The sequence below is a fragment of the Variovorax humicola genome (assembly GCF_037889915.1).
GTDB lineage: Bacteria > Pseudomonadota > Gammaproteobacteria > Burkholderiales > Burkholderiaceae_C > Variovorax > Variovorax humicola.
Genome location: NZ_JBBKZV010000026.1, coordinates 78,971 through 103,022, shown reverse-complemented (window position 1 = coordinate 103,022; position 24,052 = coordinate 78,971). Strand labels below are relative to the sequence as shown.

At 62.7% G+C, this 24,052-nt stretch carries 16 protein-coding genes and 2 pseudogenes; 9 read left to right on the top strand and 9 right to left on the bottom strand.

Annotation, left to right across the window (positions count from 1 at the left end):
- Positions 1-171 precede the first annotated feature (171 nt).
- The 4 genes from WKW80_RS28245 to WKW80_RS28230 form a co-directional block, all read right to left on the bottom strand.
- A complete protein-coding gene (locus tag WKW80_RS28245; RefSeq protein ID WP_340366907.1) occupies positions 172-3,465 on the bottom strand; it encodes a DEAD/DEAH box helicase in 3,294 nt (1,097 codons plus the stop codon).
- Positions 3,458-4,246: a hypothetical protein gene (locus WKW80_RS28240; protein ID WP_340366906.1), complete on the bottom strand. Its 789-nt coding sequence runs from the start codon at positions 4,244-4,246 to the stop codon at positions 3,458-3,460. Before WKW80_RS28240 ends, WKW80_RS28245 begins: the two co-directional genes overlap by 8 nt.
- Before the next feature lie 711 nt (positions 4,247-4,957).
- Entirely contained in the window at positions 4,958-5,920 is a 963-nt protein-coding gene (locus tag WKW80_RS28235) for an alpha/beta fold hydrolase (protein WP_340366905.1), read from the bottom strand.
- 614 nt (positions 5,921-6,534) lie between these two features.
- The gene (locus tag WKW80_RS28230) at positions 6,535-7,443 is read right to left on the bottom strand and encodes a LysR family transcriptional regulator (RefSeq protein WP_340366914.1); all 909 of its coding nucleotides are present in this window, start codon (positions 7,441-7,443) and stop codon (positions 6,535-6,537) included.
- 126 nt (positions 7,444-7,569) lie between these two features.
- On the opposite strand from WKW80_RS28230, the gene mdlC reads away from it, so the two are divergent.
- The 3 genes and pseudogenes from mdlC to WKW80_RS28215 form a co-directional block, all read left to right on the top strand.
- Positions 7,570-9,189, top strand: coding sequence for a benzoylformate decarboxylase (gene mdlC / locus WKW80_RS28225; RefSeq protein ID WP_340366904.1), 1,620 nt, complete (start codon positions 7,570-7,572; stop codon positions 9,187-9,189).
- A 57-nt stretch (positions 9,190-9,246) separates the two neighbouring features.
- Positions 9,247-10,605, top strand: a complete 1,359-nt coding sequence (locus WKW80_RS28220; protein ID WP_340366903.1) for an aldehyde dehydrogenase family protein — start codon at positions 9,247-9,249, stop codon at positions 10,603-10,605.
- Between the two features lie 13 nt (positions 10,606-10,618).
- Positions 10,619-11,038 (top strand): annotated as a pseudogene (locus tag WKW80_RS28215) (FAD-dependent monooxygenase); the annotation flags it as partial.
- A 61-nt stretch (positions 11,039-11,099) separates the two neighbouring features.
- Here WKW80_RS28215 and WKW80_RS28210 read toward each other — a convergent pair.
- Positions 11,100-11,429 carry an AraC family transcriptional regulator gene (locus WKW80_RS28210; protein WP_340366902.1) on the bottom strand — a complete coding sequence of 110 codons (330 nt, stop codon included), beginning with the start codon at positions 11,427-11,429 and terminating at the stop codon, positions 11,100-11,102.
- On the opposite strand from WKW80_RS28210, the gene WKW80_RS28205 reads away from it, so the two are divergent.
- The 5 genes from WKW80_RS28205 to WKW80_RS28185 all read left to right on the top strand — a co-directional run bounded on the left by WKW80_RS28205 (position 11,394) and on the right by WKW80_RS28185 (position 16,678).
- Complete coding sequence (locus WKW80_RS28205; protein ID WP_340366901.1) at positions 11,394-12,233, top strand: class I SAM-dependent methyltransferase; 840 nt, start codon at positions 11,394-11,396, stop codon at positions 12,231-12,233. The two genes, WKW80_RS28210 and WKW80_RS28205, sit on opposite strands and share 36 nt — an antisense overlap.
- A gap of 796 nt (positions 12,234-13,029) precedes the next feature.
- Complete coding sequence (locus WKW80_RS28200) at positions 13,030-14,403, top strand: amidohydrolase family protein (RefSeq protein WP_340366900.1); 1,374 nt, start codon at positions 13,030-13,032, stop codon at positions 14,401-14,403.
- A 291-nt stretch (positions 14,404-14,694) separates the two neighbouring features.
- Positions 14,695-15,633, top strand: a complete 939-nt coding sequence (gene ybgF, locus WKW80_RS28195; protein WP_340366898.1) for a tol-pal system protein YbgF — start codon at positions 14,695-14,697, stop codon at positions 15,631-15,633.
- A 63-nt stretch (positions 15,634-15,696) separates the two neighbouring features.
- A complete protein-coding gene (locus WKW80_RS28190) occupies positions 15,697-15,900 on the top strand; it encodes a hypothetical protein (RefSeq protein ID WP_340366896.1) in 204 nt (67 codons plus the stop codon).
- A 220-nt stretch (positions 15,901-16,120) separates the two neighbouring features.
- Complete coding sequence (locus tag WKW80_RS28185; RefSeq protein WP_340366895.1) at positions 16,121-16,678, top strand: dihydrofolate reductase family protein; 558 nt, start codon at positions 16,121-16,123, stop codon at positions 16,676-16,678.
- 122 nt (positions 16,679-16,800) lie between these two features.
- Here the strand turns inward: WKW80_RS28185 and WKW80_RS28180 are convergent, their stop codons facing one another.
- Complete coding sequence (locus WKW80_RS28180; protein ID WP_340366893.1) at positions 16,801-18,384, bottom strand: tannase/feruloyl esterase family alpha/beta hydrolase; 1,584 nt, start codon at positions 18,382-18,384, stop codon at positions 16,801-16,803.
- A gap of 87 nt (positions 18,385-18,471) precedes the next feature.
- Here WKW80_RS28180 and WKW80_RS28175 point away from each other — a divergent pair.
- A pseudogene (locus WKW80_RS28175) lies at positions 18,472-19,071 on the top strand (cyclase family protein); the annotation flags it as partial.
- Positions 19,072-19,252: 181 nt separating this feature from the next.
- Here the strand turns inward: WKW80_RS28175 and WKW80_RS28170 are convergent.
- The 3 genes from WKW80_RS28170 to WKW80_RS28160 all read right to left on the bottom strand — a co-directional run bounded on the left by WKW80_RS28170 (position 19,253) and on the right by WKW80_RS28160 (position 24,040).
- Positions 19,253-20,803, bottom strand: coding sequence for a long-chain-fatty-acid--CoA ligase (locus WKW80_RS28170; RefSeq protein ID WP_340366892.1), 1,551 nt, complete (start codon positions 20,801-20,803; stop codon positions 19,253-19,255).
- A gap of 32 nt (positions 20,804-20,835) precedes the next feature.
- Complete coding sequence (locus WKW80_RS28165; protein ID WP_340366891.1) at positions 20,836-22,557, bottom strand: hypothetical protein; 1,722 nt, start codon at positions 22,555-22,557, stop codon at positions 20,836-20,838.
- Positions 22,558-23,245: 688 nt separating this feature from the next.
- On the bottom strand, positions 23,246-24,040 hold the full coding sequence (locus tag WKW80_RS28160; protein ID WP_340366890.1) for a transporter: 795 nt from the start codon (positions 24,038-24,040) through the stop codon (positions 23,246-23,248).
- Positions 24,041-24,052: the final 12 nt, after the last annotated feature.

The following is a 24,052-nucleotide window of genomic DNA, read 5'->3' as shown; positions in this document are numbered from 1 at the left end:
ATCTCAACAGCCGCATCGACGAGCTTCTGCCTCACAACTGGCGACCGGCCTGATCCAGGCGTCCACACACGCCTCACGTCCGCCTTCAAGGTGGGACGGCGAGCCGCTTACCATCTTTATGCAAGATGGCCGCTTCTCGTCACCATATATCGGGAAAGGCGACGAGACTGCTCAACGAGTTATTGAAAGGGCGCTTCTCACCCGCCCGACAGCCAGCCCCAGATCTTCCGCCTCGACTGCGGGCGCAATGAACGCATGCAGGCTCGCATAGCGTCTGTGCACGGCAACGCGCGAGGCACGTGCGTTGAGCGCTTGGCTGAGAGCTAGCTTCTCGGCGACATCGAACCCTCCTCGGACACAGGCACTGAGCGTGGAGAGCCCCAGTCCTGGAAGCGTTTGCTCTTGCTCGGTGCCCTTCTTCATGGCGCGTACAATTTGAAGCGGCAGCCCAAAAGCGAATGCAAGTTCCGGGATGATCCGCAAGACGAAGTCCCGCGCTAAATCGCACTTGCCGAGCTTGGCGGCTTTCGTTCCGAACGCGAGTTCGATCTCCGCAAGCGTTGAGCCGGCCATCCAGCGCTTCAGCGGCTCCGCCGCATAGTTGAGGATATGCTGACCGCGCTCTGCGTCACTGGCCAGTGCCTTGTATGCCTTTCCCAGAACTGCATCGAGCGTCGACGGGCGGATGAGGTGAGGAACGAGGTGAGGGACGACTTTCAGCCACTCAAGGAACCAGTCTCGCCACTGCTCCATGGGACCGGCGTTAGGAAGCTGTATGGCGCTCACTGCTTGGCTGAACTGCGCGATGAAGTCCACCGACACCCCTGTGGCAGCCGCAAGTCGATCGACCCAAGTTGGATTTGCCGGGGCAACGTCGATTCTTCGTGCGGCGAGCGCTGCGCTCACGCGACGGTCGATCCATGCGAGATCATTGGCCACTCTCTTCCTATAGGCTGCGAAGGAATTCTGCAGAAGAGCATTTGCTGCACTGTCCTTGTCGCCATCCTCCCCGACCGGAAGGCGGCTCAGGAGATACTTGAGTGATGCCGACTGGTTCTCCTTCGAGAGCTCCAACTGGTCGAGAAGAGCCGTCATCGGGTCGTCAATCGTGATGCATTGATCGCTTTGCGCGAATATGGTCTGCAGATCGGCCCAGTGCTTGCTTATCTCGTTCTTACCATCCCGGAAGTGAACCACCTTGCTCGGAACTATCAGCACGAATCCGTAGGACGACTCACCCGCACGGCCCGCTCTGCCGGCAGCATTGAGGAGTTCATGCGCTTCAAGCCGTTGAACCCTATCGGCTTCTCGATCAAAGCGGCTATCTCCGCCGATGATGACAACCTCGCTAGGAAGGTTCATCCCCTGTGCGAGCGTCGACGTCGCAACCATGACATTCACGCCGTCGGGGCGTCTGAACAGCGATTCGTGGAGTTGTCGTTCGGCAGGAAGAAGAAGACTGTGATGACAAACGCTTGCAGACTCAATGCGGCCGGAGCCATTCGTCGAAATGTACGAATGGGACACGTCTCCGAGCTCCTCTATAGCTTCAGCAAGCAACGCGCTCTCTGCAGGGGTCAATGCAGTTTCAGAGGCGTTCGCGCCAACGTTGACCGCCTTCGTCGCCGCGTTTGCCAATGGGATGGTTTGAACGAAGACGAGCGTCTTCAAGTTCTGTGCGGCAGTTGCCACAGCTACGGTGCTGGCGAGCTTGTTTCCGTTTGGCGTTAGGTACCAGGTCTTCCCGCTGGGCGTCTTGCCAGTTCCCAGGGCTATCTTTTCGTCCAGTAAGGGCAGTAGCCGGTAGTGCGCTCTGGCGGTCGAGAGCCAAGTCTGCTTTAGTGAGAACAGACCTAAGGGTTGCGCGGTCAAGGTTCGTGCAACCTGGGCCGGCACTCCCTTTGTCGTCGCGATGGCACGAGCCGCACCGAGCTTCTTGTTCAGCGTGTCGATATGGCCCGCTTCGTACACCACACATCCACGCACCTGGCGAGTCGGTTTCCACGTCAGGTCAAGCGCCATGCAGCGCCTGCCCGTCATCGATGTGACCCAGGCAGCAATCTCGTCCGTGTTCTTCATCATGGCGGACAGCAACAGCAAGTCCGCCGTTGGCGCGATGGCCACGAAGTTGAGGACGCAGAGCATGGCATCGACCGCTCTGCGACTAGCTTCAGTCTCACCGGCATGCAGCAGGTGGCACTCGTCGAAGACAAGTAAGCCGACATCTGAGAACGCTTCAGGCTCGTAGCCAAGCAACGCGAGGCATCGTTCGGTCGTCATGACCGAGACCGACGGAAGGTTGCCCACAAAATCGTCGAGAGCGAAGGCGTCCCCCCGCTCTTGCTGGACCGTTGCCTCGGGAAACGTTACTTTCAGCGCCCTAGCAGTCTGCTCGACCAACGCCAAGGTGGGAGCCAGAAAGACTACCTTCCTCCCTTGCAACAGTATCGCCGCGATTTTTAACTCCGAAAGCGTCGACTTGCCCGCACCAGTTGGAAAACTCACGGCCGAGGAAGTGCCGGTCTCAAGATAGCACGCGTCCACGGCTGTCCGGTGATTGCGCCAGAGGTATGGTCGGCGCCTGGCGATCTTTCGCATCATGGTGGCCCATCGATCCTTTTCGACTCCTCCGGGAGGTTCGATGTTGACGATCGCTGCCGGCGCTAAATTGTCAGCGACGGACATCAGGAGGGACGCCAGATGGTGCGGGCCGGGGAATGTGCTGAATGCGGCGGTCGCCTGCTCGCTAAATTCGATCTGCTCGACGCACAAGTTCTTGATGCTTCTGAACATGGAGGCGGCGCTCTCCAGCGAGTCGTCGCTTTGTGCAATGCCAAGAAGCTCCTGAGCAAGCTTGCGTACTCCCCGGAGAAGAAGATAGAGGAGCCCTGCGAGACCCCGATCGCCCGGGTCGCCAGACCGAAGCGACTCGACGCTCGGCAAATCAAGGCCGGATACGCTGATCAACTCGCCTTTTGAAAGGTTGACGATTGCATTGAGGAGACGGCCTTCAATGACGCTGTCCGTCGGTATGACAATCTCTTTAGCCATTTCGGCAGAGTCAGCTGTCGCTTCTGCAATCATAAAAAGCAAGGTGGCGGAGACCTCCGGGGCAACCGCGTCGAACGTCAATCTCGTTTGTGGCTTCTCGGCTCGCCCAATCCGAGCGGCCATCAGCGAAACGTGATGAGCGGCGCCGGCAACAAACGCGGCGGATGCCCGGTTGTCTCTAGTCGGATGCGCAGAAACAAAGGCTTCATTCGTGAAAGCAATCCTTCGCATCTGCGTGGCAACTGCTCCGATTTCGTCCGGAAGCGGTGTACCGGCCGCAAGTTCCCGCAGGCGCACGCGTGCGGTCACGATCGATGCATAGGCCTCCGTCAGTGCTTCGGGCAACATGGGAAGGTCCAACCCCTCGAGTTCGGGTGCACTTGCAATCAAGGCAGACGTGTCGGCATCAAACATGGGCGGCTTTCAATGCTGCGATGTGCGACAGTACTTTGCCCGCGATGCTGTCCATCCACGCACGCAGGTCATTGACATAAAACGTCTCGCCACGCCGGCGCTTGACATCGCCTGGGACCTTTGTGTCGTAGTCCTTGAAGAGACGACCACGTCCTGAGTCTGTCGTGTGGGTGTCGCCCACGGTAATGCTGACTCTGAAATGGCGAGCATCCTTCCAAATGACCCTGCGAACTACATCGTCCACGTCGATACCCTGTCGCTTCTCAAGCAGACCAGTAACCTCTGCTACCAGAACGTTGGCGTCGCCCCCGCTTTCGTACTCCTCGAACTCCGGCCAAACGTCATCGCGAATGGTTGCGCGAGGGTTATCGGTTGCCTTGTCCTCGAATATGACCACGGCGCTAATGTTGCCCATAGCGTCGAAGTCCAACTGAATCCCGTCGAACCCCTTCTGCGCAAAGATCATTTGGGGCGTGTTGATCAGCGAGTCTGGTCCCGCTTTGTACGCCGACAACCAGGACATGACCTGAAACATCCATCCGTCCCGATGCCAAGGATCTGTGCCCGGCGGAACTGTCAGCATCTTCACTGCGGCAGCCCATGCGTCATCGATCGGAACAGGAAGAGCTGCCCCTATGTTTAGCAGAATCTTTGCCACATGACGTGCCTGACCAAGTGCCACGCGGGCGATGTGTTCCGCCAGAAGCTGTTCGTCTATTACCTCCCAGGTGTATCCGTGTACCAGAGACTTGTGGATGATTGGCGTGAGTTGAATCGGCATGCACTCTTACAGAAAACAGAGAGGTGACCCGTCCGCACTGCGTGCCGCAAGACGAACATAGAGGCCGGGTCAAAGTCGTGCCTGCCCTTGCCTCTCCAGTTGATTCAGATCATAGCTTTGGGGGGCTGTTGCCCCTCGCAAGGTGAACGGTGCGAGGGGCTGGCCAGGGATTCGGCGATCGTGCGGGTCGTGGGTGTCGTCGGCGGGAGAGCAGGTCTTGGCATTCCTCTCCGGGCTGATGGACGGACATACCTGGCGATCACCCTAACCGATCCGCGCTTCATTCTTGTCGACTAGGGGCTGATCTGGGGCCTTAAGCAGGCGCAGATCAATGCAATCTCCGGCGAAACCGGGTTGCTGCTCGGAAGTATCCAGATCGAGGAGGGTGCCACCCAGCGGCTGATCCGCAACGTCTGTAAGAAGTCGGTCGCCCCGTTCAAGAACAAGGCACGCGACGCGATGGAAGCTCAAGGCGGGTTCAGCAAATTGGGCGCAATGCCCCCCTGGTCGGCACTTTCGATCACAGCGCACTCTTAGCGTGACTCACGTCGACGGCCGCTGCATCGAGTGGCCCCGTCGGCAACCCAACGCAAAGCGGTCTCGAACGTAGGGCAGCTCGACTGACCGCAACCAGTCTTGAGCACGCCTTCGTGATGCCATCTTGCCTCCCACTTGTGTCGGTCTACGACAGAGCCATCCGCCTTGTGCCAATCAAGGCTTCGGTTGTGAACCCGCCTGTGCAAGAAATTGCGCCAGCGCCGCATTGAACGCCTCAGGCTGCTGTGCGATTGCCAAATGGCGGCCAGGTATGGTTACGAACTCGACGGCAGGAATGCAACCGGCCGCTCCCTCCGCCGCGATGTGATAGTAAGAGCGCGTGTCTCTGCCAACCGTGATCAACACCGGCATCTTGATCTGATGAAGCATGTCGCATGTGATCGGAGGTTGCGGCGGCGCCGCAAGGGCGAGCCTCCAGGTGCGAGCATTGTCGAGGAACATTGTGCGAGTTTCCGGCGTCGTGGTCTCCCAGAAATCAGGCTGATGGTTGACCTCGGTCGGCGTAAGTCGAGCCGCACCTGCGAAATCACCGGCCCTCACTGCCGCGATCGCGGGCCCCAACATGGCCGCGCGATCCTCCCCCGCAATCTTGGCGATGGCGGGGTCGGTAACGTAGGTTAAGGAAGCGGGCTCGTGCATGGTCAGGCTATGCACGAGCTCCGGATGCTGCAACACCACCAACATGACGATTGGACCACTGTATGACCAGCCGACGAGGTCCACCGGGCCGGCGTTCAAACCGCGAATGAAGGCGGCAATATCGTCCGCGTCCGTCTGTTGCGAATATTTCGTTTCATCGTCGGGCCAGGGGGCTGTCCCAAAATAGCGCATGTTGAGACCGATGAAGCGATAGTGCGGCGCGATGGCTTGACGTTGCGCATCCCAGGCGCGGTAGTCTGTGCAGCAGCCGTGAATGAAAACCACGGGCGCGCCATCCCCCTGTTCCTGGTAGACGAGCGTGACACCGTTGACGCTCGCCTGTTTGAGTTGCGGAGAATCACGTGCTCCCGCCGACCAAGTCTGGCCGTTTGGCGCCATCTCAGCTGACTGGCATCCCCACAGGAGGCCGATCGAAGAGACCAGGAACCACTTCAGACGGCAAAGTCTCGTGTTCATAAGGCGCTCCGGATGTTGGCGCTCCATCGCGCCCTCTTTGGATTGCGAATTCTTATCGGCGGTCGCCGGCCCTGGGCGGTCAACCATACGCTTCGCGAGCTGACTGCAGGATGACCTTCCCCAGCGGTCGCTTGCGAGCGAAGACTCCTGGCCGATCTGAGCCATTGATGAGCACGCCGCGCGAGAGACAGGACCGGGCCCTTCTTGAACTTGCGACTTTGCAAACTGAACTCGGCTTCGCAGCGTGAGCCGTCCTTTGCTGCAGCTTGGCCAACTCACGCTGTGAACCCGCGACCTGTCTTCCAGGTGGCACGGAGACCCCGGCATCGACGACCGGTTCGAAGGTTAGTGCCGACATAGCCTGCCGCCGTGGCCCAAGCGGCCGCGCAATCCTGGCGTCCGAGTCTGATCGATCGGCAGCAATCAGATGGGCCGGAATGGAACTCGGGGCCCATTGCTGTACTTCGCCATCGTCAAGCCGACAACAGGTATGAGGCTGCGGTCATTCGCAGGGCATTCATGAGCGATCGTCAATTGCCTGGAGTTGGGGCGTCGAGCGAGCAACTACCGGCCCCCCGAAATTCGTCCGACCGTCAGTTCCAGCGCTGATCGCTTCATAGCCGTTGCGCTGTCAGTGAGCGCAGTTCCTCCAGAAGCTTGATCGAAGGACCTGGCAGCATGCCTGCCCTTCGACGAAAAGCGGTCAGCGTTCTCTTGTCACTGGCGCCAGGTATCTCCAAGGCGTCGATGAGCCCTGCCTTGCGCTCGGCGTCGTACATGGGCTCAGGCATCCACCCAAGAAAACCCGATCGGCCAATCAGGCTCTTGAGTGCGGTGACGGAGCGAGTCTCGACCACGACGTTGGGCAAGGTCAGGTTCTCTCGCGCGAACACCTTCTTCATGTGCTCGAAAGGCCCCGTTCCCTTTGGCAGGATGGCCCAACGCTCTTGCAGCGTATCTGCAAGCTTGAGCTTCGCCTTTTTGCGCAGCGGATGGCGCCGGCCGGCTACTACGTAGCTGGTGTCCTCCCAACGACAGTCCTTGACCGCCACGATCTCGTCGGTGTCCTCGATGTCGACCCCGAGCGCCAGATCGATTTCGTGCGAGACAAGCGCATCGGCAAGACGATCCCACACCCCTTCGATGATCTGGACCTGAAGATTTGGCCATTTCTTGCAGGCGCTCCCAATGGCCAGCGGCAGCACCAGGCAGGCAATGCTGCCGACCGCGCCAACACGAATGGTGCCTTTCGCCAGTCCCAGCATCGCCTTGATGTCTTCCTTTGCATGCTCCGACTCGCGTTGCAAGAGGAGCGCGTGCGGCTGCAACGCTCGGCCCACATCCGTCAACTGCATCCCCTTCGAGTGACGCTCGAACAAGGGCGCGCCCGCCTGCTCCTCGAGCCTGCGAATCGTGCGACTCAGCGCCGGTTGCGTCACGTTCAGAGCATCGGCCGCTCGACCAAGACTTCCTGACGAGACGATGGCGTTGAAGGCGACGAGGTATTGGAGATCGAAAGTCATGCGCCACGCTAATGACTTTCTCTCCAAAAAGCAATTTTCAGGAAGGCCTCGAAATCCCACACTTGCGCCATCGAGACAAGCGCTGCGGTTCCCCGGGCGCGTAACAGAACAGAAGGAAAGCACGGAATGACCGGACCTGTACCGCTCGCCGTCGTCGAAACGGCCAGGCAACCCGCCACCATCACCGTTCGCGATGCCGTCGTCGACCTCATGCGCCGCTTCGGCATGACGTCCGTGTTCGCCAATCCAGGTTCGACGGAGCTCCCGATGTTCCGCGACTTCCCCGCGGACTTCCGGTATGTGCTGGGCTTGCAGGAAGCCACCGTGGTCGGCATGGCCGATGGCTACGCACAGGCGACGCGCAACGCCGCCTTCGTGAACCTGCATTCGGCAGCGGGCGTGGGCAACGCGATGGGCAACATCTTTACCGCTCACAAGAATCGCACGCCCATGGTCATCACCGCCGGCCAGCAGGCGCGCTCGATCCTCCCTTTCGACCCGTTCCTGTCTTCGGCGCAGGCCACCGAGCTTCCCAAGCCCTATGTGAAATGGAGCATCGAGCCAGCGCGTGCGCAAGACGTGCCCCTGGCCATTGCCCGGGCGTACTACATCGCGATGATGCCGCCGTGCGGCCCTGTGCTGGTGTCGGTGCCCGTCGACGACTGGGACCAACCGGCCGAACTCGTGCCGGCAAGGGTTGTCAGCACAGAGCTTCGTCCGCAGCCTGCCGTTCTCGCGCAGATCGGGGACGCGCTGGATGCAAGCGATCGTCCGGCGATCGTCGTGGGTGCAGCGGTCGACCGGGACAACGCGTGGAACGAGGTTGTTGCGCTGGCCGAGGCGCACAACGCCCGTGTGTGGGCGGCGCCGATGTCGGGCCGGTGCAGCTTCCCGGAAGACCACCGGCTGTTCGCCGGCTTCCTGCCTGCCATGCGCGAGCGGATCGTTGCACTGCTCGGCGAGCATGACCTGATCCTGGCCATTGGCGCCCCCGCATTCGCTTACCACGTCGAAGGCGCGGGACCTCACATCCCGGCGGGCGCCACCTTGTGCCAGTTGACCGAGGACCCGGATACAGCGGCCTGGACACCGGTCGGGATTTCGGCGGTCGGCAGCATCCGCCTGGGAGTTCTTGATCTGCTCGCTCGCCCGGCCCCGAATGTCCGGGCCATGCCGCCGGCCAAGGTCGAAGCGCCGAAGGCAGAGCCTTCGCCGTTGATGTCGGTCGCCTATGTGCTCCAGACCCTGGCGGAAGTCAAAGCGGCCGAGGACATCGTGGTGGAGGAAGCACCCAGCGCGCGCCCGGTGATGCAGGCTTACCTGCCGATCACCCGCAGCGAGACCTTCTACACGATGGAGAGCGGCGGGCTCGGGTACGGAATGCCCGCAGCAGTCGGTGTCGCGCTCGGCAAGCCGGGCAGCCGCGTCATCTGCCTGATGGGCGACGGCTCCAGCATGTATTCAATCCAGGCGCTGTGGAGTGCAGCGCAACTCAAGCTGCCGATCACCTTCGTGATCCTGAACAACCGCCGCTACGCCGCATTACAGGATTTCGCGCCCGTGTTCGGTTTCTCTGCGACCGATGTCGTGCAGGGAACCGAACTGCCCGACATCGACTTCCTGTCGCTGGCAAAGGGCATGGGATGCGCTGCCACCCTCGTCAGCGATTCCGGCGATTTGCGGGCAGTGCTTGACCGCGCGCTTGCCAGCAGTTCGCCCAACGTCGTGGAGGTTCAGGTCGCCTGATCACACCGCGCCTTCCGATTTTCCGATTCCATTCAAAACCTTCCAGAGACAAACCCAATGAAGATTTCAATGTTGATCAATGGCGAGCAAGTCCAGGCTCGCAACGGCGCCACCTTCGAGCGGCGCAACCCGCTCGACGGCAGCGTGGCCACGATCGCACCCGCAGCCACCGCGGAAGACGCCGTCGCGGCCGTAGAGGCTGCCGCTGAAGCTTTCAAGACCTGGTCGCGCACCGGCCCGAGTGAACGCCGCATGATGCTGATGAAGGCGTCTCAAGCGCTAGAAGCGAAAGGCGAGGCATTCGCGGCTGCCGTGGCATCAGAAACGGGTGCGTCGGCGATCTGGGCGGGTTTCAACGTTCACCTCGCGGCGGGCATGCTGCTCGAGGCCGCATCGCTGACCACGCAGATCAGCGGCGAGATCATTCCCTCCGACGTGCCGGGCAACCTCGCGATGGGTGTGCGACAGCCTGCGGGCGTCGTTCTGGGGATTGCACCCTGGAACGCGCCCGTGATCCTGGCGGAGGCGCTGCAAGAGGCCGGACTGCCCAAGGGCGTGGTGAATTTCGTCACCAATGCGCCTGCCGATGCGGCAGCTGTGGTCGAAGCCATGATTGCGCATCCCGCCGTGCGACGGGTGAACTTCACGGGGTCGACTCATGTCGGCAAGCTCATTGCCGCGACCTGTGCCAAGTACCTGAAACCCGTGGTGCTCGAACTCGGTGGCAAGGCGCCCCTGGTCGTCCTCGACGACGCCGATGTCGATGCCGCCGTCAACGCGGCCGTGTTCGGAGCGTTCGCCAATTCGGGACAGATCTGCATGTCGACAGAGCGGATCGTCGTGGATTCGGCCATCGCCGATGATTTCGTTGCCAAGCTGAGTGCACGTGCATCGAGTCTTCCGCTCGGCGACCCGCGCCTGGGCCCGGTGGTCCTCGGCTCCGTCGTCGACATGAGCTCGGCGAAACGCTGCAACGAACTGATCGACGATGCGCTCGCCAAAGGCGCGAAGCTCGTGGCGGGTGGCAAGGCGAACGACACGCTGATGCCTGCGACCCTGCTCGACCACGTGACGTCGGACATGCGCATCTTCCGCGAGGAGGCGTTTGGCCCCGTGAAGGGCATCGTGCGGGTCAGTGGCGTCGAAGAGGCCGTGGCTTGCGCCAACGACAACGAGTACGGCCTCGCGGCCGCGGTCTTCGGCCGCGACGTGGCGCGCGCCATCCAGGTGGCGGGACGCATCGAGTCCGGCATCTGCCACGTGAACGGGCCCACGGTGCACGACGAAGCGCAGATGCCGTTTGGCGGCGTCAAGGGCAGCGGCATCGGGCACTTCGGCGGCAAGGCCGGCGTAGACGCATTCACCGAACTGAGGTGGATGACCGTTCAAACGACGCCGCGTCACTACCCCTTCTAAGAGAGACATCACCATGAAAACTCAAGTAGCCATCATCGGTGCTGGCCCGGCCGGGCTGATGCTGTCCCACATCCTGCATCTGCAAGGAATCGAGTCGATCGTTCTCGAGACCCGCAGCCGCGAGGCCATCGAGGCCACGATCCGCGCCGGTGTGCTCGAACAGGGCACGGTCGATCTGATGAAGGAGATCGGCGTCGGCGCGCGAATGGAGCGCGAAGGCTTTCGTCACGAAGGAACGATCCTGCGTTTCGATGGCATTGACCGCCGCATCGATTTTCCTGAACTCACTGGCGGCAAAGCCGTGATGGTCTACGCGCAGCATGAGGTCATCAAGGACTTGGTGGAAGCGCGCTTGGCCACGGGCGGCGACATCCGGTTTGAAGTGACCGATGTCAGCGTCCATGACCTCGACTCGACGGCGCCCAGGGTGCGGTGTCTGCCCTGCCCGGCGCGCTTGAGAGCGCAAGCCGGTCCCTGGCCTGGCACCTAGCCACTCACGTCACCCGAACAGCGCCGCCTTCGACACGATAGGCGCGCGGCGACATTTCGAACCTTTGGCGAAATGCGCGGCTGAAGTGACTCAGGTCATTGAAGCCGTGGACGCGTGTGCGCGACGTCGCACCTGGTGGACAGGCGCTCCGTCGTGCAATAGATTCGCCACTTGCAAACGTCCCTGATGCCGGGGCTCGACTTGTTCGATGGCTCGACCGCGATGCAGTGCCGCGCGAAGGGTCTGGAGTCGCATCGAAGAGGGATGCGAGCGAACGACTTTGGGGTGCCGTGCGAACATGGAGATCATCGTGCCGACGACCGTGGAAGATCATCCATACCGTGAATTCGAACGTGTCGGATGGGAGCGCGCGGCGTCATCCTATGCGGCCTCGTTCGAGGCCATCACGAACCTCTTTGCCAAGCAGCTTCTGGCGGCCGTCGGTGCCGGGCCGCGGATCAAGCTGCTCGACGTGGCATGTGGAAGTGGATACATGGCGGCAATGGCTGCGGATTCTGGCGCGCAGGTGGAGGCAGTCGATTTCTCACCGAACATGGTCGAAGTGGCGACGAGGCGTTATCCGAGGTTGCCCTTCCGGATGGCTGACGCGGAAGCGCTCCCGTTCGCGGACAACACATTCGACGCCGTAGTCATCGGCTTCGGCGTTCACCATTTTCCGTTTCCCCTGCGGGCGCTGGCAGCGGCTCGCAGGGTGTTGCGGATCGGAGGTCGCGTGGCGTTCACCGTGTGGGCACCTGTTGAGGAGCACCTGTTTCAGAAAGTGGTGGTCGATGCCGTTCGAGAGATCGGCAATCCGACGGCCTCCCTTCCGACGGCGCCCGCGGGCGCCATCTGCGAAATCGAGACGTGCCTGGGTCTGCTCCGCGACTCGGGGTTTGTCTTGCCCCCGCCTCGCGCGGAGACGCTCACCGCGTTCGTGCCGATTGAATCAGCACTCCAGTTGATCCAGCTACTGACCGATGGCACGGTACGGATGTCTTCCCTTATCCGCTCGCTGCCGCAGGAAAAGAGGGCCTTGCTTCCCATGGCGGTCGAGCGCGAAATGGAACGTTTCCGGCAGGGTGACGTGTTCAAGGTCCCGGCCGCAGCGATATTGGCCGTTGGCGTGAAGGCATGACGCGCATGCTGTCCGCGTTGCGCTCGGCACCCTGATCGGGGATAGGCACATAGGCGCCCCGGGCATCGGTCTTCAGCGTAGCCATCAACGCTCGTGAAAGACAAAATAGGGGCCGAGCGGACGGTGAGTGCCACCGGGCTGTCATCGAAGGCTTGATCGCAGTAAGCGGTAAGCAGGCGGCGTTACTGCCTGTTTGTCTGGGTTGATGCATGAGTGCCCTGCGGGCCGTGACGGTACACGCCGGCGCCGCCGCTGACGGACCCACCGAGCGATCATGGCGCCTCCAAAAGGAAGACAACGGTGAACCGGGCAAGATACCCCGCCTGAACCGGCTGTCAAGCCGCCGCTCTGCGCGAAGTGAACGACAGAAGTGCAGCGCTTGTTGTCTTGTTGGCCGGCCGGCGAACTCACGCAGGTGAAGCCGATCGCAGGCCAGATCGAATGGCTGCTTGGCGAACTGCCGGAGTGGAAGTGCGGGCCCACTGCTGCCCTTCTGCTCGGAGCGACCCAACAGCGGCTTCCAAAGTAGACAAGCCGGTCGCGAAGGAAAGCGCGAAAGTCAGGTATCCGCGGCCTCCGCCATTCGCCAGCGAAATTCGACAGGCTGCAACCAGTCTTCTTGCCACGATCGAGGCGTTCTACGCACAGCACAGGCCGCCCGCGGGCGTGCCTGGCTTGTGTTCCAGAGCCGACCCCCGCGGCGCGGAGCAGAATGGGGAGGTCTCGTCGAAACCAAGGGGGCTCAAGGCGCCGTTGGCGGGCCGGCGGGTCTTCTTGATCGAACCGGGGGACCACCATGCATGACAGCGACCCTGAGGGCAAGCGCCTTCCCATCAAGCTCGACAGCACCTCGAATGGCGAGTTCGCACCGGTGTCGCTGTGGCCGGCGAACATCGAAGCCAACCGCCTCGCACACGAGGCCGCGGCAATCAACGCGAAGCGGCTGGGATGCTCGAAGCGAGCGTTCCTGACCTCGTCATGTGGCGCAGCCAGCACGCTGCTGGCCTTCAACGCGGCCAACGCCGCGGCCGGAAGGACCGGCGGCTTCTTCGAACTGCCCCGCGACGCCGTGCTGGATATGCAGCTCGCGCGCGCGCAGGTCGGCCCCGCCAGGCAGGAGTTCATCCTCGACGTCCAGGGTCACTTCATCGACACTCCGAAAGGCAATTCGAAGAGTGCGGAGGTCTTCCTCAAGGACGTGTTCATGGACAGCGACACCGACGTGATGGTGCTGTCCTTCGTGCCCTCCGCCCGGGACGCCGAACCGGTCACGATCCAGGCCGCCGACGAGGTCCGCAGGCTGGTCGACAAGCTCGAGGGAACGCACCGGCTGCTGCTGCATGGACGCGTCAACCCGAACCAGCCCGGAGACCTCGAGGGCATGGACGAGTTGCACGAGAAGTGGGGCATCAGCGCCTGGAAGACCTACACGCAGTATGGACCGGACGGCAAGGGCTACTTCCTGCACGACGACGTCGGCATCCGGTTCATCGAGAGGGCTCGCGCACTGGGCGTCAAGAACATCTGCATCCACAAGGGGCTGCCGTTCGGAGCACGCTCCTACGAGCACAGCCAGTGCAGCGACATCGGCGTCGTCGCCAGGCGTTACCCGGACGTGAACTTCCTGATCTATCACTCGGGCTTCGTCAGCACGGTGACCGAAAAGGCCTACGACGCGAGCGGCACGAGCGACGGCATCGACACGCTGATCACGTCCTTGCGCAAACACCAGGTCAAGCCGAACAGCAACGTCTATGCGGAGCTGGGCAGCACGTGGCGCTTCCTGATGCGTGACCCCGAACAGGCGGCTCACGCCCTGGGGAAACTGATCGTCGCGTGCGGCGAGAACAACGTGCTGTGGGGCACGGATTCGATCTGGTACGGCTCACCGCAGGACCAGATCCAAGCCTTCCGCACGTTCCAGATCTCGGCGGAGCTGCGCGAACGGCATGGCTATCCCGAGATGACGCCTACGCTGCGGGCCAAGATATTCGGTCTCAACGCCGCGAACGTGTACGGCTTGACGCCGGCGGAAGTGAAGCGACACACCGCCCGCGACTCGGTCGCCCGAAAGCGCATGGCCTACCTGGAGAAACCCGATCCTCACTTCAGGACCTACGGGCCGAAGACGCGACGCGAGTTCCTCAGGGTGGTCGATCCCACTGGCTGAGCAACGCAGGGGAGACTGTTGGCGGAAGACACTCTCACCCGGTACGTCTCAACGACTGGTTTCCGCACCGAACCGTCGTTCGACCCGCGCGAGTGGCCGCAATCAGTCTGATCCGTACCTGGATCGGCTGACGACGTCCTGGGCCGATTCGGACTGGCTGTTGATGTGAGCGCCGAAACGCGATGACGAAGTTCGCGGTAAGGGTCTTCTCGCGAAACGCGAAGTCATGGCGAGAGCGGCGGCTTGTTCGCTGGGTAAACCCCTGCACGCCAAACCTGCAGAAATGGCGTCATGACCCTACTGACCTCAGTCTGTTTCCTTCAGGATCTAATTGATAACCGCCTTGGAGGAACGAATATGTCCGGATCGAGCACGCCCAGCGCGCTTGGCATATCGAGCGGCTTTGCTGGGCTGGGCCTGGCCCCGCTGACTGTCTTGGGGGTGGTTTTCTGGGCTTTGTCAGGCGGCGACTTTCGCCGTCGGGTAGGTGCTGTATTGATGGGCGCGGGCGTGGCGTGCTCGATGGGCTGCACCGTGGCGAATGGCCTGTATGCCCTTTCAGCCGTGAGTGCCATCGAGTTGCGACAAAGGGTCTCCAATTCCCAGCAGCGCGTCGCAGATGACCTGAAAAAAGCCAATGAGGACAATGTCGAGCTTCGTCGCAGCATGCTCGATCTTTCCAACCAGATGGAGGAGTTGCGCAACGAAGTGGCGATCGTGCGCGGACAAAACGAGGGGCTGCCCCATGGCATGGCCGATATGCAGCGAAGCCAGACGGGCACGGAACAGAGCGCTGGCGAGCGCAATGCTGAATCGACCATGGTCTTGGTGGATGGCCAGCGGTTTGTCGTCGGGCCAGCCGAGAAGCATGAGTTTGAAGCGGCGCTTGCCACCCTTCGCGAAGGCGACATTGCTCAAGCACAAGATGGCCTTGTGGCTTTCGTCAAGCATTACCCGCAAAGCAGATACAAGCCTTCTGCGCTGTTTTGGCTGGGTAGTGTCCAGTACGCCCTGCACAACTACCTGGATGCTGAAGTCAATTTCCGGGCGCTGGTGACGACCGAGCCCAGCCATCTGCGCGCACCCGACGCGCTGTTGTCCGTGGCCGATTGCCAAGTAGAACTCATGAATGTCAAAGCGGCCCGCCGGACGCTTCAAGACGTCGTAAAGGCGTATCCAGAATCCGAAGCGGCGGACGTGGCCGAGGAGCGCCTTACCAAGCTCCAATGAGCCGGGTATGGGAAGAGCCAAGGGCGAACGAGCGCCCGGGGCGGGCATCGCAAGGCAGCTATCGTGAAGACGTCCGGCCGTGATGGAACTCCGCTGTGCGCCTTGGCCTTCTGTACGTGGATGTCCGACTGGCGTTTCGCGACGTTCCCCAAGGACATTGATCGCGAACAACGGGCGCGAGTTACGGCGGGCCTGCAGCGGTTGCTGCCGGTCAGCACGCCTGCGCCAAACTTCGCCCCGATGGACGCCGCTTTCTGCATCTATTGATGGCGCTGAGTGCCGGCCTGCCGGGCGGATTTTCTTTGCCACACAAGCCTTGTCGTGAATTGCGCCGACCTGGTTAAGCAACAGTCGGCGGAGTTATGCGGCACAACGTGCTGGATAAACTAGCAGTTAGGCGACACAGGGTGAGCACCTCGCCAATTGGGCTCGTGCTCTTTGAGCCAGACGGCGAGCGGCTCGTCGCGTATCTCGATCGGAGGACACCATGGGTCTCTTGACCTTCAGTATCAACGTCACCCTGGACGGCTGCGTCGACCACCAGGAAGGAATCGCCGACGACGAGACGCACGCCTTCTTCACCCGCCTCATGGACGAGGGTGGGGCGATGCTGTGGGGCCGCGTCACCTACGAGATGATGGAGAGCTACTGGCCAGCGGTCGCCCGCGGCGACGCGGAGGCACCGCCGGCGATGCGCGAGTGGGCGGTCAAGCTGGAGGCCAAGCCGAAGTACGTGGTGTCCTCGACGCGAAAGGACTTCCCGTGGACCAACAGCCACCACATCGCCGGCGACCTGCGCACGGGCGTACAGAAGCTCAAGGACGCGACCCCGGACGGCGTGCTCCTCGGTAGTGGCAAGCTCGCGACCGAGCTGGACCGGCTGGATCTGATCGACGAGTACAAGTTACTCGTCCACCCCAGGATTGCCGGCCACGGCCCGACCCTGTACGAGAGCGGGCTGTCCAGCACTCGACGGCTCGAGTTGATCTCGGCGAAGGCGCTCCGCAGCGGCGCGGTCGCCATGCACTACCGGCGCGCGCGCTGACTCGGAGGTGGGTCACTTCGCCTGACAACGCGCTGCACTCGGAAGAGTCTCGCGTTGCTCGGCCCGCCGGCGAGTAGTCCTCCTCGGTGTTCAAACGAGTCAGGTCTTCAATCCCCATACGGTCACTTTCGCCTCGATGTGCTCGCCGCGCAGACGAAGTTGTCGGCACTGTTCGCATCACCCCGACCCGAGTACTTCGCGATGGCTGGATACGGGCACAGTGGCCGCGTGAACTCCACGGGCTGGTCGGGCTTGTTATTCACATGCTTGGTCGCAAGGATCCGTTCTGGAGCTCTCCCGGTCTCCACCCAATCGACCATCGGCCAGAACATGTCGACCACGTTGGCGCCGTCTCCGCCGCCGCAGTGGTCCATACCCGGCGCCATGTAGAGCCGTGCGAAGAGGGTTCCCTCCGCGGCACCCGCGCGGGCGTCCGATCTGCCTGTTCGCGAACCCCCCGAGATCTGCTTGTAGTACAGGACGGCATTCTCCTGGGACCACAGAGGATCGTTCCAGCCGGCCCAGAGCAGGAGCTTGCCTCCATGCCGCTTGAACTTGGAGATATTCGTTTCTGTGACCTGCGCGCCATAGCGACGCGTCATTTCCAGCGCCTTGGTCACGTCACGCTCGAAGTCGAAGGTCGCTAGATCGAAGGTCAAGGAGTTGTGCAGCAGCATCCCGTACCACGGTTGAGATGTTCCATTCGCCTGTGATTGAGAGACCGGCCAGACGAGTTCGCTCCCGCGGGGCATGCCGGGTGCGTATTGTTCTCCGGTCTTTTTCCCCGTGCGTGGATTCACCGGGCCTTCGTAGATCCGTCGCACAGCTTCCACCTGGTCTTGCGTCAGGCAAGCTGCCTGGTCGCCCGACTTGCACGTCAACACGACCGGATCGAACCGGCAGTGCTCCGGGTCACCGATCACCCCGTCCTTGACGCCGTCCGCTGTCGCGTCGCACGCAGCCAGCGCCGCATCATGGATGAGCTTGAGCATGCCTGAGACTTTCTGGTAGTTCTGATAGGTCCAGATGGCCTGTGTGAAGAGAGCGGCCGAATTGTTCGCCGGGCAGCCGGCCAGGACCCCATCGAACTGGTCCCCGGTTCGCTGCACGACTGCCAGGGCCTCAAACCCTCCGGTGGAGTAGCCGACAAAATACGAGTGCACAGGGGTGCTGCCGTAGAAGCTGCTGTAGAGCGACTTGGCAACCGGTGTTGTCAGCGTCACCGCACGCCCCTTGAAGTCGTGGAGGCGTTCCATGTCGCGCAGCAGTTTGAGACGTTCTTCTTGCGGCACGCCGGGAGGAGCGCTCGTACCGTCGTCCGTACTCGCGGTTGCGTAGCCTTCGCGAAGACGCGTCGCCATTTGCTCGTACTGGATCACGCCCGCGTATCCGGTGTTCCCGACCTGTACGAAGCGGTGATTCGAAGTGCGCGTCGGCAACCAGACTTCGAACATGATCCTCGAGGTCGGATGGTTCTCGATCCGACCGGTCACGCGACAGAACTCGGGCAGGTTTTCGAGGGTAGGTTCCGTTGGCGGCTGAAAGGAGCCCGCCGGAACCAGTTGCGCCGACTGGGCGACGACGCCCCTGGGCAGCGCTGACGATGCGAGCGCCTCGCACGACATCGCCGCACGGGCCGCTGGCCCGGAAAGAAAAGCAAGGCCTGCTGCGGCTGAAAGCGCCGCCTTCAGAGTGGTCTGTCTCACGTTTCTTCTTCCTTCTTCTGTGTGAATGATACTGACGTCAGGCCATGCTCGAGAGGCGGTGCTCGACAGCGAAACCGGGAGCAGAAGCACCTCGATGCGCCGTACCACTTGCACAGCACCATGAACAAGGCGCTGGGACGGGCCGAGCGTTCGGCGACGATCGACGAGGTGCCGCTGGAGTGGTGCTTCCAGCCCGGCGTGAAGTTGGACTTTCGAGGCGTCGAAGACGGCTACGTGGTGACGGCGATGGATGTCGAGCAGGAACTCGCGCGCATCGGTCACCAACTGCAGCCGTTGGAGACCGTGGTGGTGAACACCCGCGCCGGCGCGCGCTATGGGCACGACGACTTCGTCTCGGCCGGATGCGGCATGGGCTACGAGGCCACCATGTACCTGCTCGAGCGCGGCGTGCGCCTGACGGGCACTGACGCCTGGAGCTGGGACGCGCCCTTCGTCCATACGGCCACCAAGTACGCCCAGACCCGGGAGGCTTCGCTGATCTGGGAGGGGCACAAGGCCGGCCGCGACATCGGCTACTGCCACCTGGAGAAGCTGCACAACCTGGAGGCGCTCCCGCCGACCGGCTTCTACATCAGCTGCTTTCCGCACAAGATCCGTGGCGCCTCAGCAGGGTGGACGCGCGCGGTGGCGATCTTCGATGACACGCTTTGGCAGTCAAGGGACTGATGCCCGCCGAAGTGCATCGGTATCGAAGTGGGAGTCCGGGCCCGGTCCCGCCTGTCGTCTTTCGAGCCTCGTCATCGACGCGGTGGCCGAGAAACCGATGCCGAAGCGATGGACAGGCGAGACAGCGACCGGCGCAGCAACTGCGGTCGCAGGGTCCGCGCAACCTCAGCCTTGTCCCGGTTCAAGCGATGCTTCGCCCCTGGCCTTCCCAGTAGGGCTTGCGCAACTCGTTCTTGAGGATCTTGCCGGCCGCCGACAGCGGCAGCGGGTCCTTGCGGAAGTTGAACGAGCGCGGCCGCTTGTAGCCCGCGATCAGCTCGCCGCAATGGGCCAAGAGCGCTTCTTCGTCAACCTCGAACCCATCGCGCAGGCGCAGTTCAGCGTGCACGGCTTCGCCCCATTTCTCGTGCGGAACGCCGATCACCGCGCATTCGAGCACAGCAGGGTGGCGCGACAGCGCGTTCTCGACCTCGGCCGAGTACACGTTCTCGCCGCCCGAGACGATCATGTCCTTCATGCGGTCGACGATGAAGACGAAGCCGTCTTCGTCCATGTAGCCCGCGTCGCCGCTGCGCAGCCAGCCGTCGACGATGGCCGCGCGGGTCTGCTCCGGCTTGTTCCAGTAGCCCAGCATCACTGTCGAGCCGCGAGCCGCGATCTCGCCGACGGTGCCGCGCGGCACCTCGTTCATCTCCTCATCGACGATGCGGACGTCGACGCCAATGCCGGCACGGCCGGCGGAGCGCAGCAGGCGCGCATCGGGGCCTTCGACGGCATGGAATTCCGGGCGCAGGACAACCACGCCGCCGGACATCTCGGTCTGGCCGTAGCCCTGGTAGAACTGGACGTTCGGCAGGCTCTTCATCACGCGGCGCAGCAAGCCTTCGGAGATCGGCGCGGCGCCGTAGATCAGCTTGCGCAGCGAGCTCACGTCGGTCGGCACGGCCTGCAGGTAGCGGTCGATGAAGTCGATCATCGTCGGCACCATCAACGTCATGTTGATCTTTTCCTCGGCGATCATGTTGCAGATGAGCGCCGGGTCGAAGCGCGGCGCGACGATCTGCGTGGCGCCGGCCGAGGTGTAGCTGAACATCGAGCTCAGCGCGGCCAGGTGGAACATCGGCGCGACGTGCAGGAACACAGTGTCCTGCTCGTAGGGGCATTCGAGCGCGAAGCTCATCGGCGCCAGCGCCAGGTTGTCGTGCGACAGCATCACGCCCTTGGGGAAGCCGGTGGTGCCGCCGGTATACATGATGCAGGCCATGACGTCGCCCTCGCTGGCGCGGTCGGGCAGGGGCGCGTTGTCGGCGATCAGCGCTTCGTAGGACACGAGCTCGGCCTGAGCGTCATCGCCCATGTAGATGGTGCGGCGCGCGTCCACGCCGGGCAGCTTGCGCGCCATGTCGACGAAGTCCTGGTCGACCATGAAGAGTGCCGGAACGCTGTCCTGCAAAGCATAGGCGTGCTCGGCAGGCGCCCAGCGGGTGTTGGCGGGCACCACCACGCAGCCAGCCCAGAGCACGGCGTAGACGGTCTCGATGTAGCGGTCGCTGTTCGAGGCAAGCACCATGACGCGTTCGCCGGGCTGCACGCCCATCGCGGCGATGCCGCCGGCCAGGCGCGCGACACGATTGGCGGTCTCGGACCAGGTGCGGCGGCGTTCGCCGTTCACGGTGGAGGTGCGGCGTGGGAAGAGTTGCGCCGACCGGCGCAGGGATTGAGTGAGTTGCATGATTTGTCTCCGTTGTGCTTTCTCGAGAAGGCTCAGGGCTCGATCCGCTTCATCTTCGAGGTGTCCATGCGGACCATGCCAAAGGCCATGCCATAGAGCAGGTGCCCTTCGGAATCGACCTTGACCGGCGCATACATGCCGTTGAAGATCGGATTCGTGCCACCGCGGATGCTCATCACTGTCTTGCCGGTGTCCAGGTCCATGCCGATGTGGTGGCGGTCGCCCCAGCGGCCTGCGAAGTAGCCGTCGACGATGGCCATGTTGCTGCCGCCGCTGATCATCGGCACCACCGAGATGGACGACACGTCATTGCGCGCCCATTGCTGGCTCCACGCGTGCTTGCCGTTGTCCCACTTGAACCCGGCCGCGCCGAGGGGGCCGGGGCGCATGGCACCGTTGACCAGGTTGACGTAGTAGCTGTCGCGGCTGAGCATCGGCTCTTCCTTGGTCAGGATGTTGTTGACCACGAAGGCCTTGTCGCCATGGATGGATACCGATTGCTCCGACTGCACGATGTCCTGGCCGGGGCCCATGTCGACCTCGATCTGGTCGGCGACGCGCGGCGACAGCGTGCCGGGCTTCTGCTTCCAGCCCGCGGGAATGCCGTCGCGCCAGAACGACACCAGCCGCATCTTCTTCGCGCCGTCGGTGATCACGACCAGCTTGTCTTCATTGGGCCCGAAGCCCATCAGTGTCGGCGTGGAGCCGGTGCCGTCGCCGATCTTCGGAGGCGGCATCTGGACGCCACGGTCGTATTTCGCGGCCCAGGCGCCGCTGGCCTCGTCGTCGTGGATCTTGCCCTTGGCATCGACCACCAGGCGGTACATGGTGGTGTTGGAGGCCACATACACCGCGCCGCCGTTGGCCTCGGGGCCGGTAGCGAAACTGTTCATGAACGACTCGTCGGCGCCTGCGGTGGTGTAGACGTCGACGATCTCGAGCGTGTCGCGGTTAAGGGTGATGACCTTGCCGCCCAGCGTGTTGATGACGATGTAGCCGTTGAAACTCATGCCCATGCCGAAGGACATGTCGCCGGGCAGGTGGGTCTTGGCGCGGGCGCGTTCGTTGTCGAACAGCGACGCTGGAAGGGTCACGGCGCGCGCCGGCTTCATCCCGGACGCGGGGTCCTTCGGGTCTTGCTGGTCGATGCGGAACACCTGGCGGCCATTGCAGCCGATGAAGGCATCGTCACGCGTCAGCACCGCGTATACGGCGCCGTTGGCGACCTGGTCGGCCGATGCGGTCGAAACGCGGTTGGGCTGCGACTTCACGTAGTCGAGCAGGCCCTTTTCGTCCTTTGCCTCGATGAACTTCTGCACCGCCGCGGCCTGGGCGCGGCGCTCCTCGGCGCTCACGGGCGCAAAGTTGGGCAGCTTCACCGGGATGTCGCTGCGCGTGATCTCGACCAGCTTTCCACCTTCGGTCTTCATCTTGCGAAGGCCAAAGCCCGACCACCAGAACTGGATCTCCTGGCCGGCGACGGTGTCGCTCATCGAGGGCAGGCCGACCGATTCGTTCGGAATCAGCTGCACCGACTCGGGCGTGACCTCGAAGAAGCCGCGCGGCACGGCGATGTCGGTGCTGTCGGAGGCAGCGTCGTCCCAGTGCGTCTGGTTGTTGTACGACTGCGCCAGGTAGGGGTTGTGCTGCTGAGCGAGCGGCTTGGCGGCGTAGGCCGACACGGCGGCAAGTGCTGCGACGGCAACGGCCGATGCAAGACGGAAATGCTTGTTCACGTGGAATCCTTGGTTCATGGATGGTTTGCGGTTTGGGGTTACGCAACCACGTCTCGATGCCGTTTGTCTCCAGCCCGGCGAAGTCTGCGTATGGGGATCGATGGTCGGGCAAGGCGCGCCGCGACCGCCCACCCTGCTCGGGTGGCGGGGGCGGCAGGGGCATAAGTCTTTCCCCCGTCCCCAAGCAAGGCAGGCGGCTGCGTTGGCCTTCCTGTTGCACGGCGCCCCAACGCGCGCCTCCAGCGTCCGAATTCCGCTGGGGGAGACCACCCCACCAGCCAACTACCCGGCCCGGCACTCACGCAAATCCAGCGACGACCCGGACGGCCTGCCTTGAGGGTTCATGTCTCTTGTGGGCCCCAAAACACTTTTTCGGCTTCGTCAATAACGCACAGGCGCGGGAGACTGCTTCGATCGGCCGGCAAACCCGCAGCCGACCTTGTTGAAGACGAGGAGTGGTGCGGCCGCACCATCAAGAACCAGCGCGACGCGCCTCCTCACGCTCGGGTCACGTCAGGCAACCGCAAAGCAAATTCGAGGCGGTCTGGACCGCCCTGCGGTGGCCGAGGGCGGATGCTGCGGCATGACCAAGCTCCGGTGAACTATCCGGCAAGAACTCCAGGATCGCGCATATCAGATTCGACGGCTTGCATTGCGTGCCGGCGAGCACCATTTCCGGCAGCAGCGTGCCGACCTCGCGTTGGACCTACCTGAAACGCGCCAGCGGGAGCACTACGCCAGCGAACAGCGACGTTGCAGCAGGTCGCGGCCGTAGCGTGCGAGAAAGTCCCATGTCGAAGGTCAAGACCTTGCTCGGACTGAAGGTCAAGGCGCAAAGCAACTGAGTGGCGCTATCGGCGCCAGCGCGGTGCGTGCCGGAGAGTTCACCAATCATGCCCCAGCGACCGGGCAAGTTCACCGTAAACGCGCTCGCCCAGCCGAGCTGCGTGCGTGAGGTGCCGGTATCGACCAGGCCCAATCGCGTGAGATTCAGGTTGGCGTCCATGTGAACCGGACCGAGGTCCTGGCTGTAGATCGTGTTGACATCGTAGTCGGCCTTGCCGCTACCGAGAGAATCCTTGGCCGTCGGGAGCTTGACGTTGACCTCCACGCCGAAAGCAGTGGCGTCGTCGACGACCCAGGCACGCTTGAGCGTGACATTCGTGTCGCCGACGCCTTCGAATCGACCATCCTCGCCTCGCGACCAGACGTGAGCATCCCCGCCGACGAGCAGGCCCCATTCGCTGCTGAACGCAAACTTGAAAAGGTATGGCAGGCTGCCGCGTCGCGACGCGCCGCTCATGCCTAGACCCCCCAACTCGAACTCCAGCTGGCCCGGGAACGGCAACTGCGCCGGGGTCGAGACCGAGGGCCGGTACGGGGTGATCGGCTCGTATTCGACGCTTTCGGCTGCGTGCCCGGTGCCGGAGAGCGTCGTCACCGAGAACGCGATCAGCATGAAGCCGGCAACCGAACGTGGGCGTGGGATGTCGCGTGTCATGGATGGCAGCAC

Excerpts from the sequence above, each read along its gene's own strand:
- WKW80_RS28160 (WP_340366890.1), bottom strand. The coding sequence starts at position 24,040 with ATGACACGCGACATCCCACGCCCACGTTCGGTTGCCGGCTTCATGCTG.
- ybgF (WP_340366898.1), top strand. The coding sequence starts at position 14,695 with ATGACCCTACTGACCTCAGTCTGTTTCCTTCAGGATCTAATTGATAAC.
- mdlC (WP_340366904.1), top strand. The coding sequence starts at position 7,570 with ATGACCGGACCTGTACCGCTCGCCGTCGTCGAAACGGCCAGGCAACCC.
- WKW80_RS28165 (WP_340366891.1), bottom strand. The coding sequence starts at position 22,557 with ATGAACCAAGGATTCCACGTGAACAAGCATTTCCGTCTTGCATCGGCC.
- WKW80_RS28230 (WP_340366914.1), bottom strand. The coding sequence starts at position 7,443 with ATGACTTTCGATCTCCAATACCTCGTCGCCTTCAACGCCATCGTCTCG.
- WKW80_RS28200 (WP_340366900.1), top strand. The coding sequence starts at position 13,030 with ATGCATGACAGCGACCCTGAGGGCAAGCGCCTTCCCATCAAGCTCGAC.
- WKW80_RS28185 (WP_340366895.1), top strand. The coding sequence starts at position 16,121 with ATGGGTCTCTTGACCTTCAGTATCAACGTCACCCTGGACGGCTGCGTC.
- WKW80_RS28240 (WP_340366906.1), bottom strand. The coding sequence starts at position 4,246 with ATGCCGATTCAACTCACGCCAATCATCCACAAGTCTCTGGTACACGGA.
- WKW80_RS28210 (WP_340366902.1), bottom strand. The coding sequence starts at position 11,429 with ATGATCTTCCACGGTCGTCGGCACGATGATCTCCATGTTCGCACGGCA.
- WKW80_RS28220 (WP_340366903.1), top strand. The coding sequence starts at position 9,247 with ATGAAGATTTCAATGTTGATCAATGGCGAGCAAGTCCAGGCTCGCAAC.
- WKW80_RS28235 (WP_340366905.1), bottom strand. The coding sequence starts at position 5,920 with ATGAACACGAGACTTTGCCGTCTGAAGTGGTTCCTGGTCTCTTCGATC.
- WKW80_RS28245 (WP_340366907.1), bottom strand. The coding sequence starts at position 3,465 with ATGTTTGATGCCGACACGTCTGCCTTGATTGCAAGTGCACCCGAACTC.
- WKW80_RS28205 (WP_340366901.1), top strand. The coding sequence starts at position 11,394 with ATGGAGATCATCGTGCCGACGACCGTGGAAGATCATCCATACCGTGAA.
- WKW80_RS28170 (WP_340366892.1), bottom strand. The coding sequence starts at position 20,803 with ATGCAACTCACTCAATCCCTGCGCCGGTCGGCGCAACTCTTCCCACGC.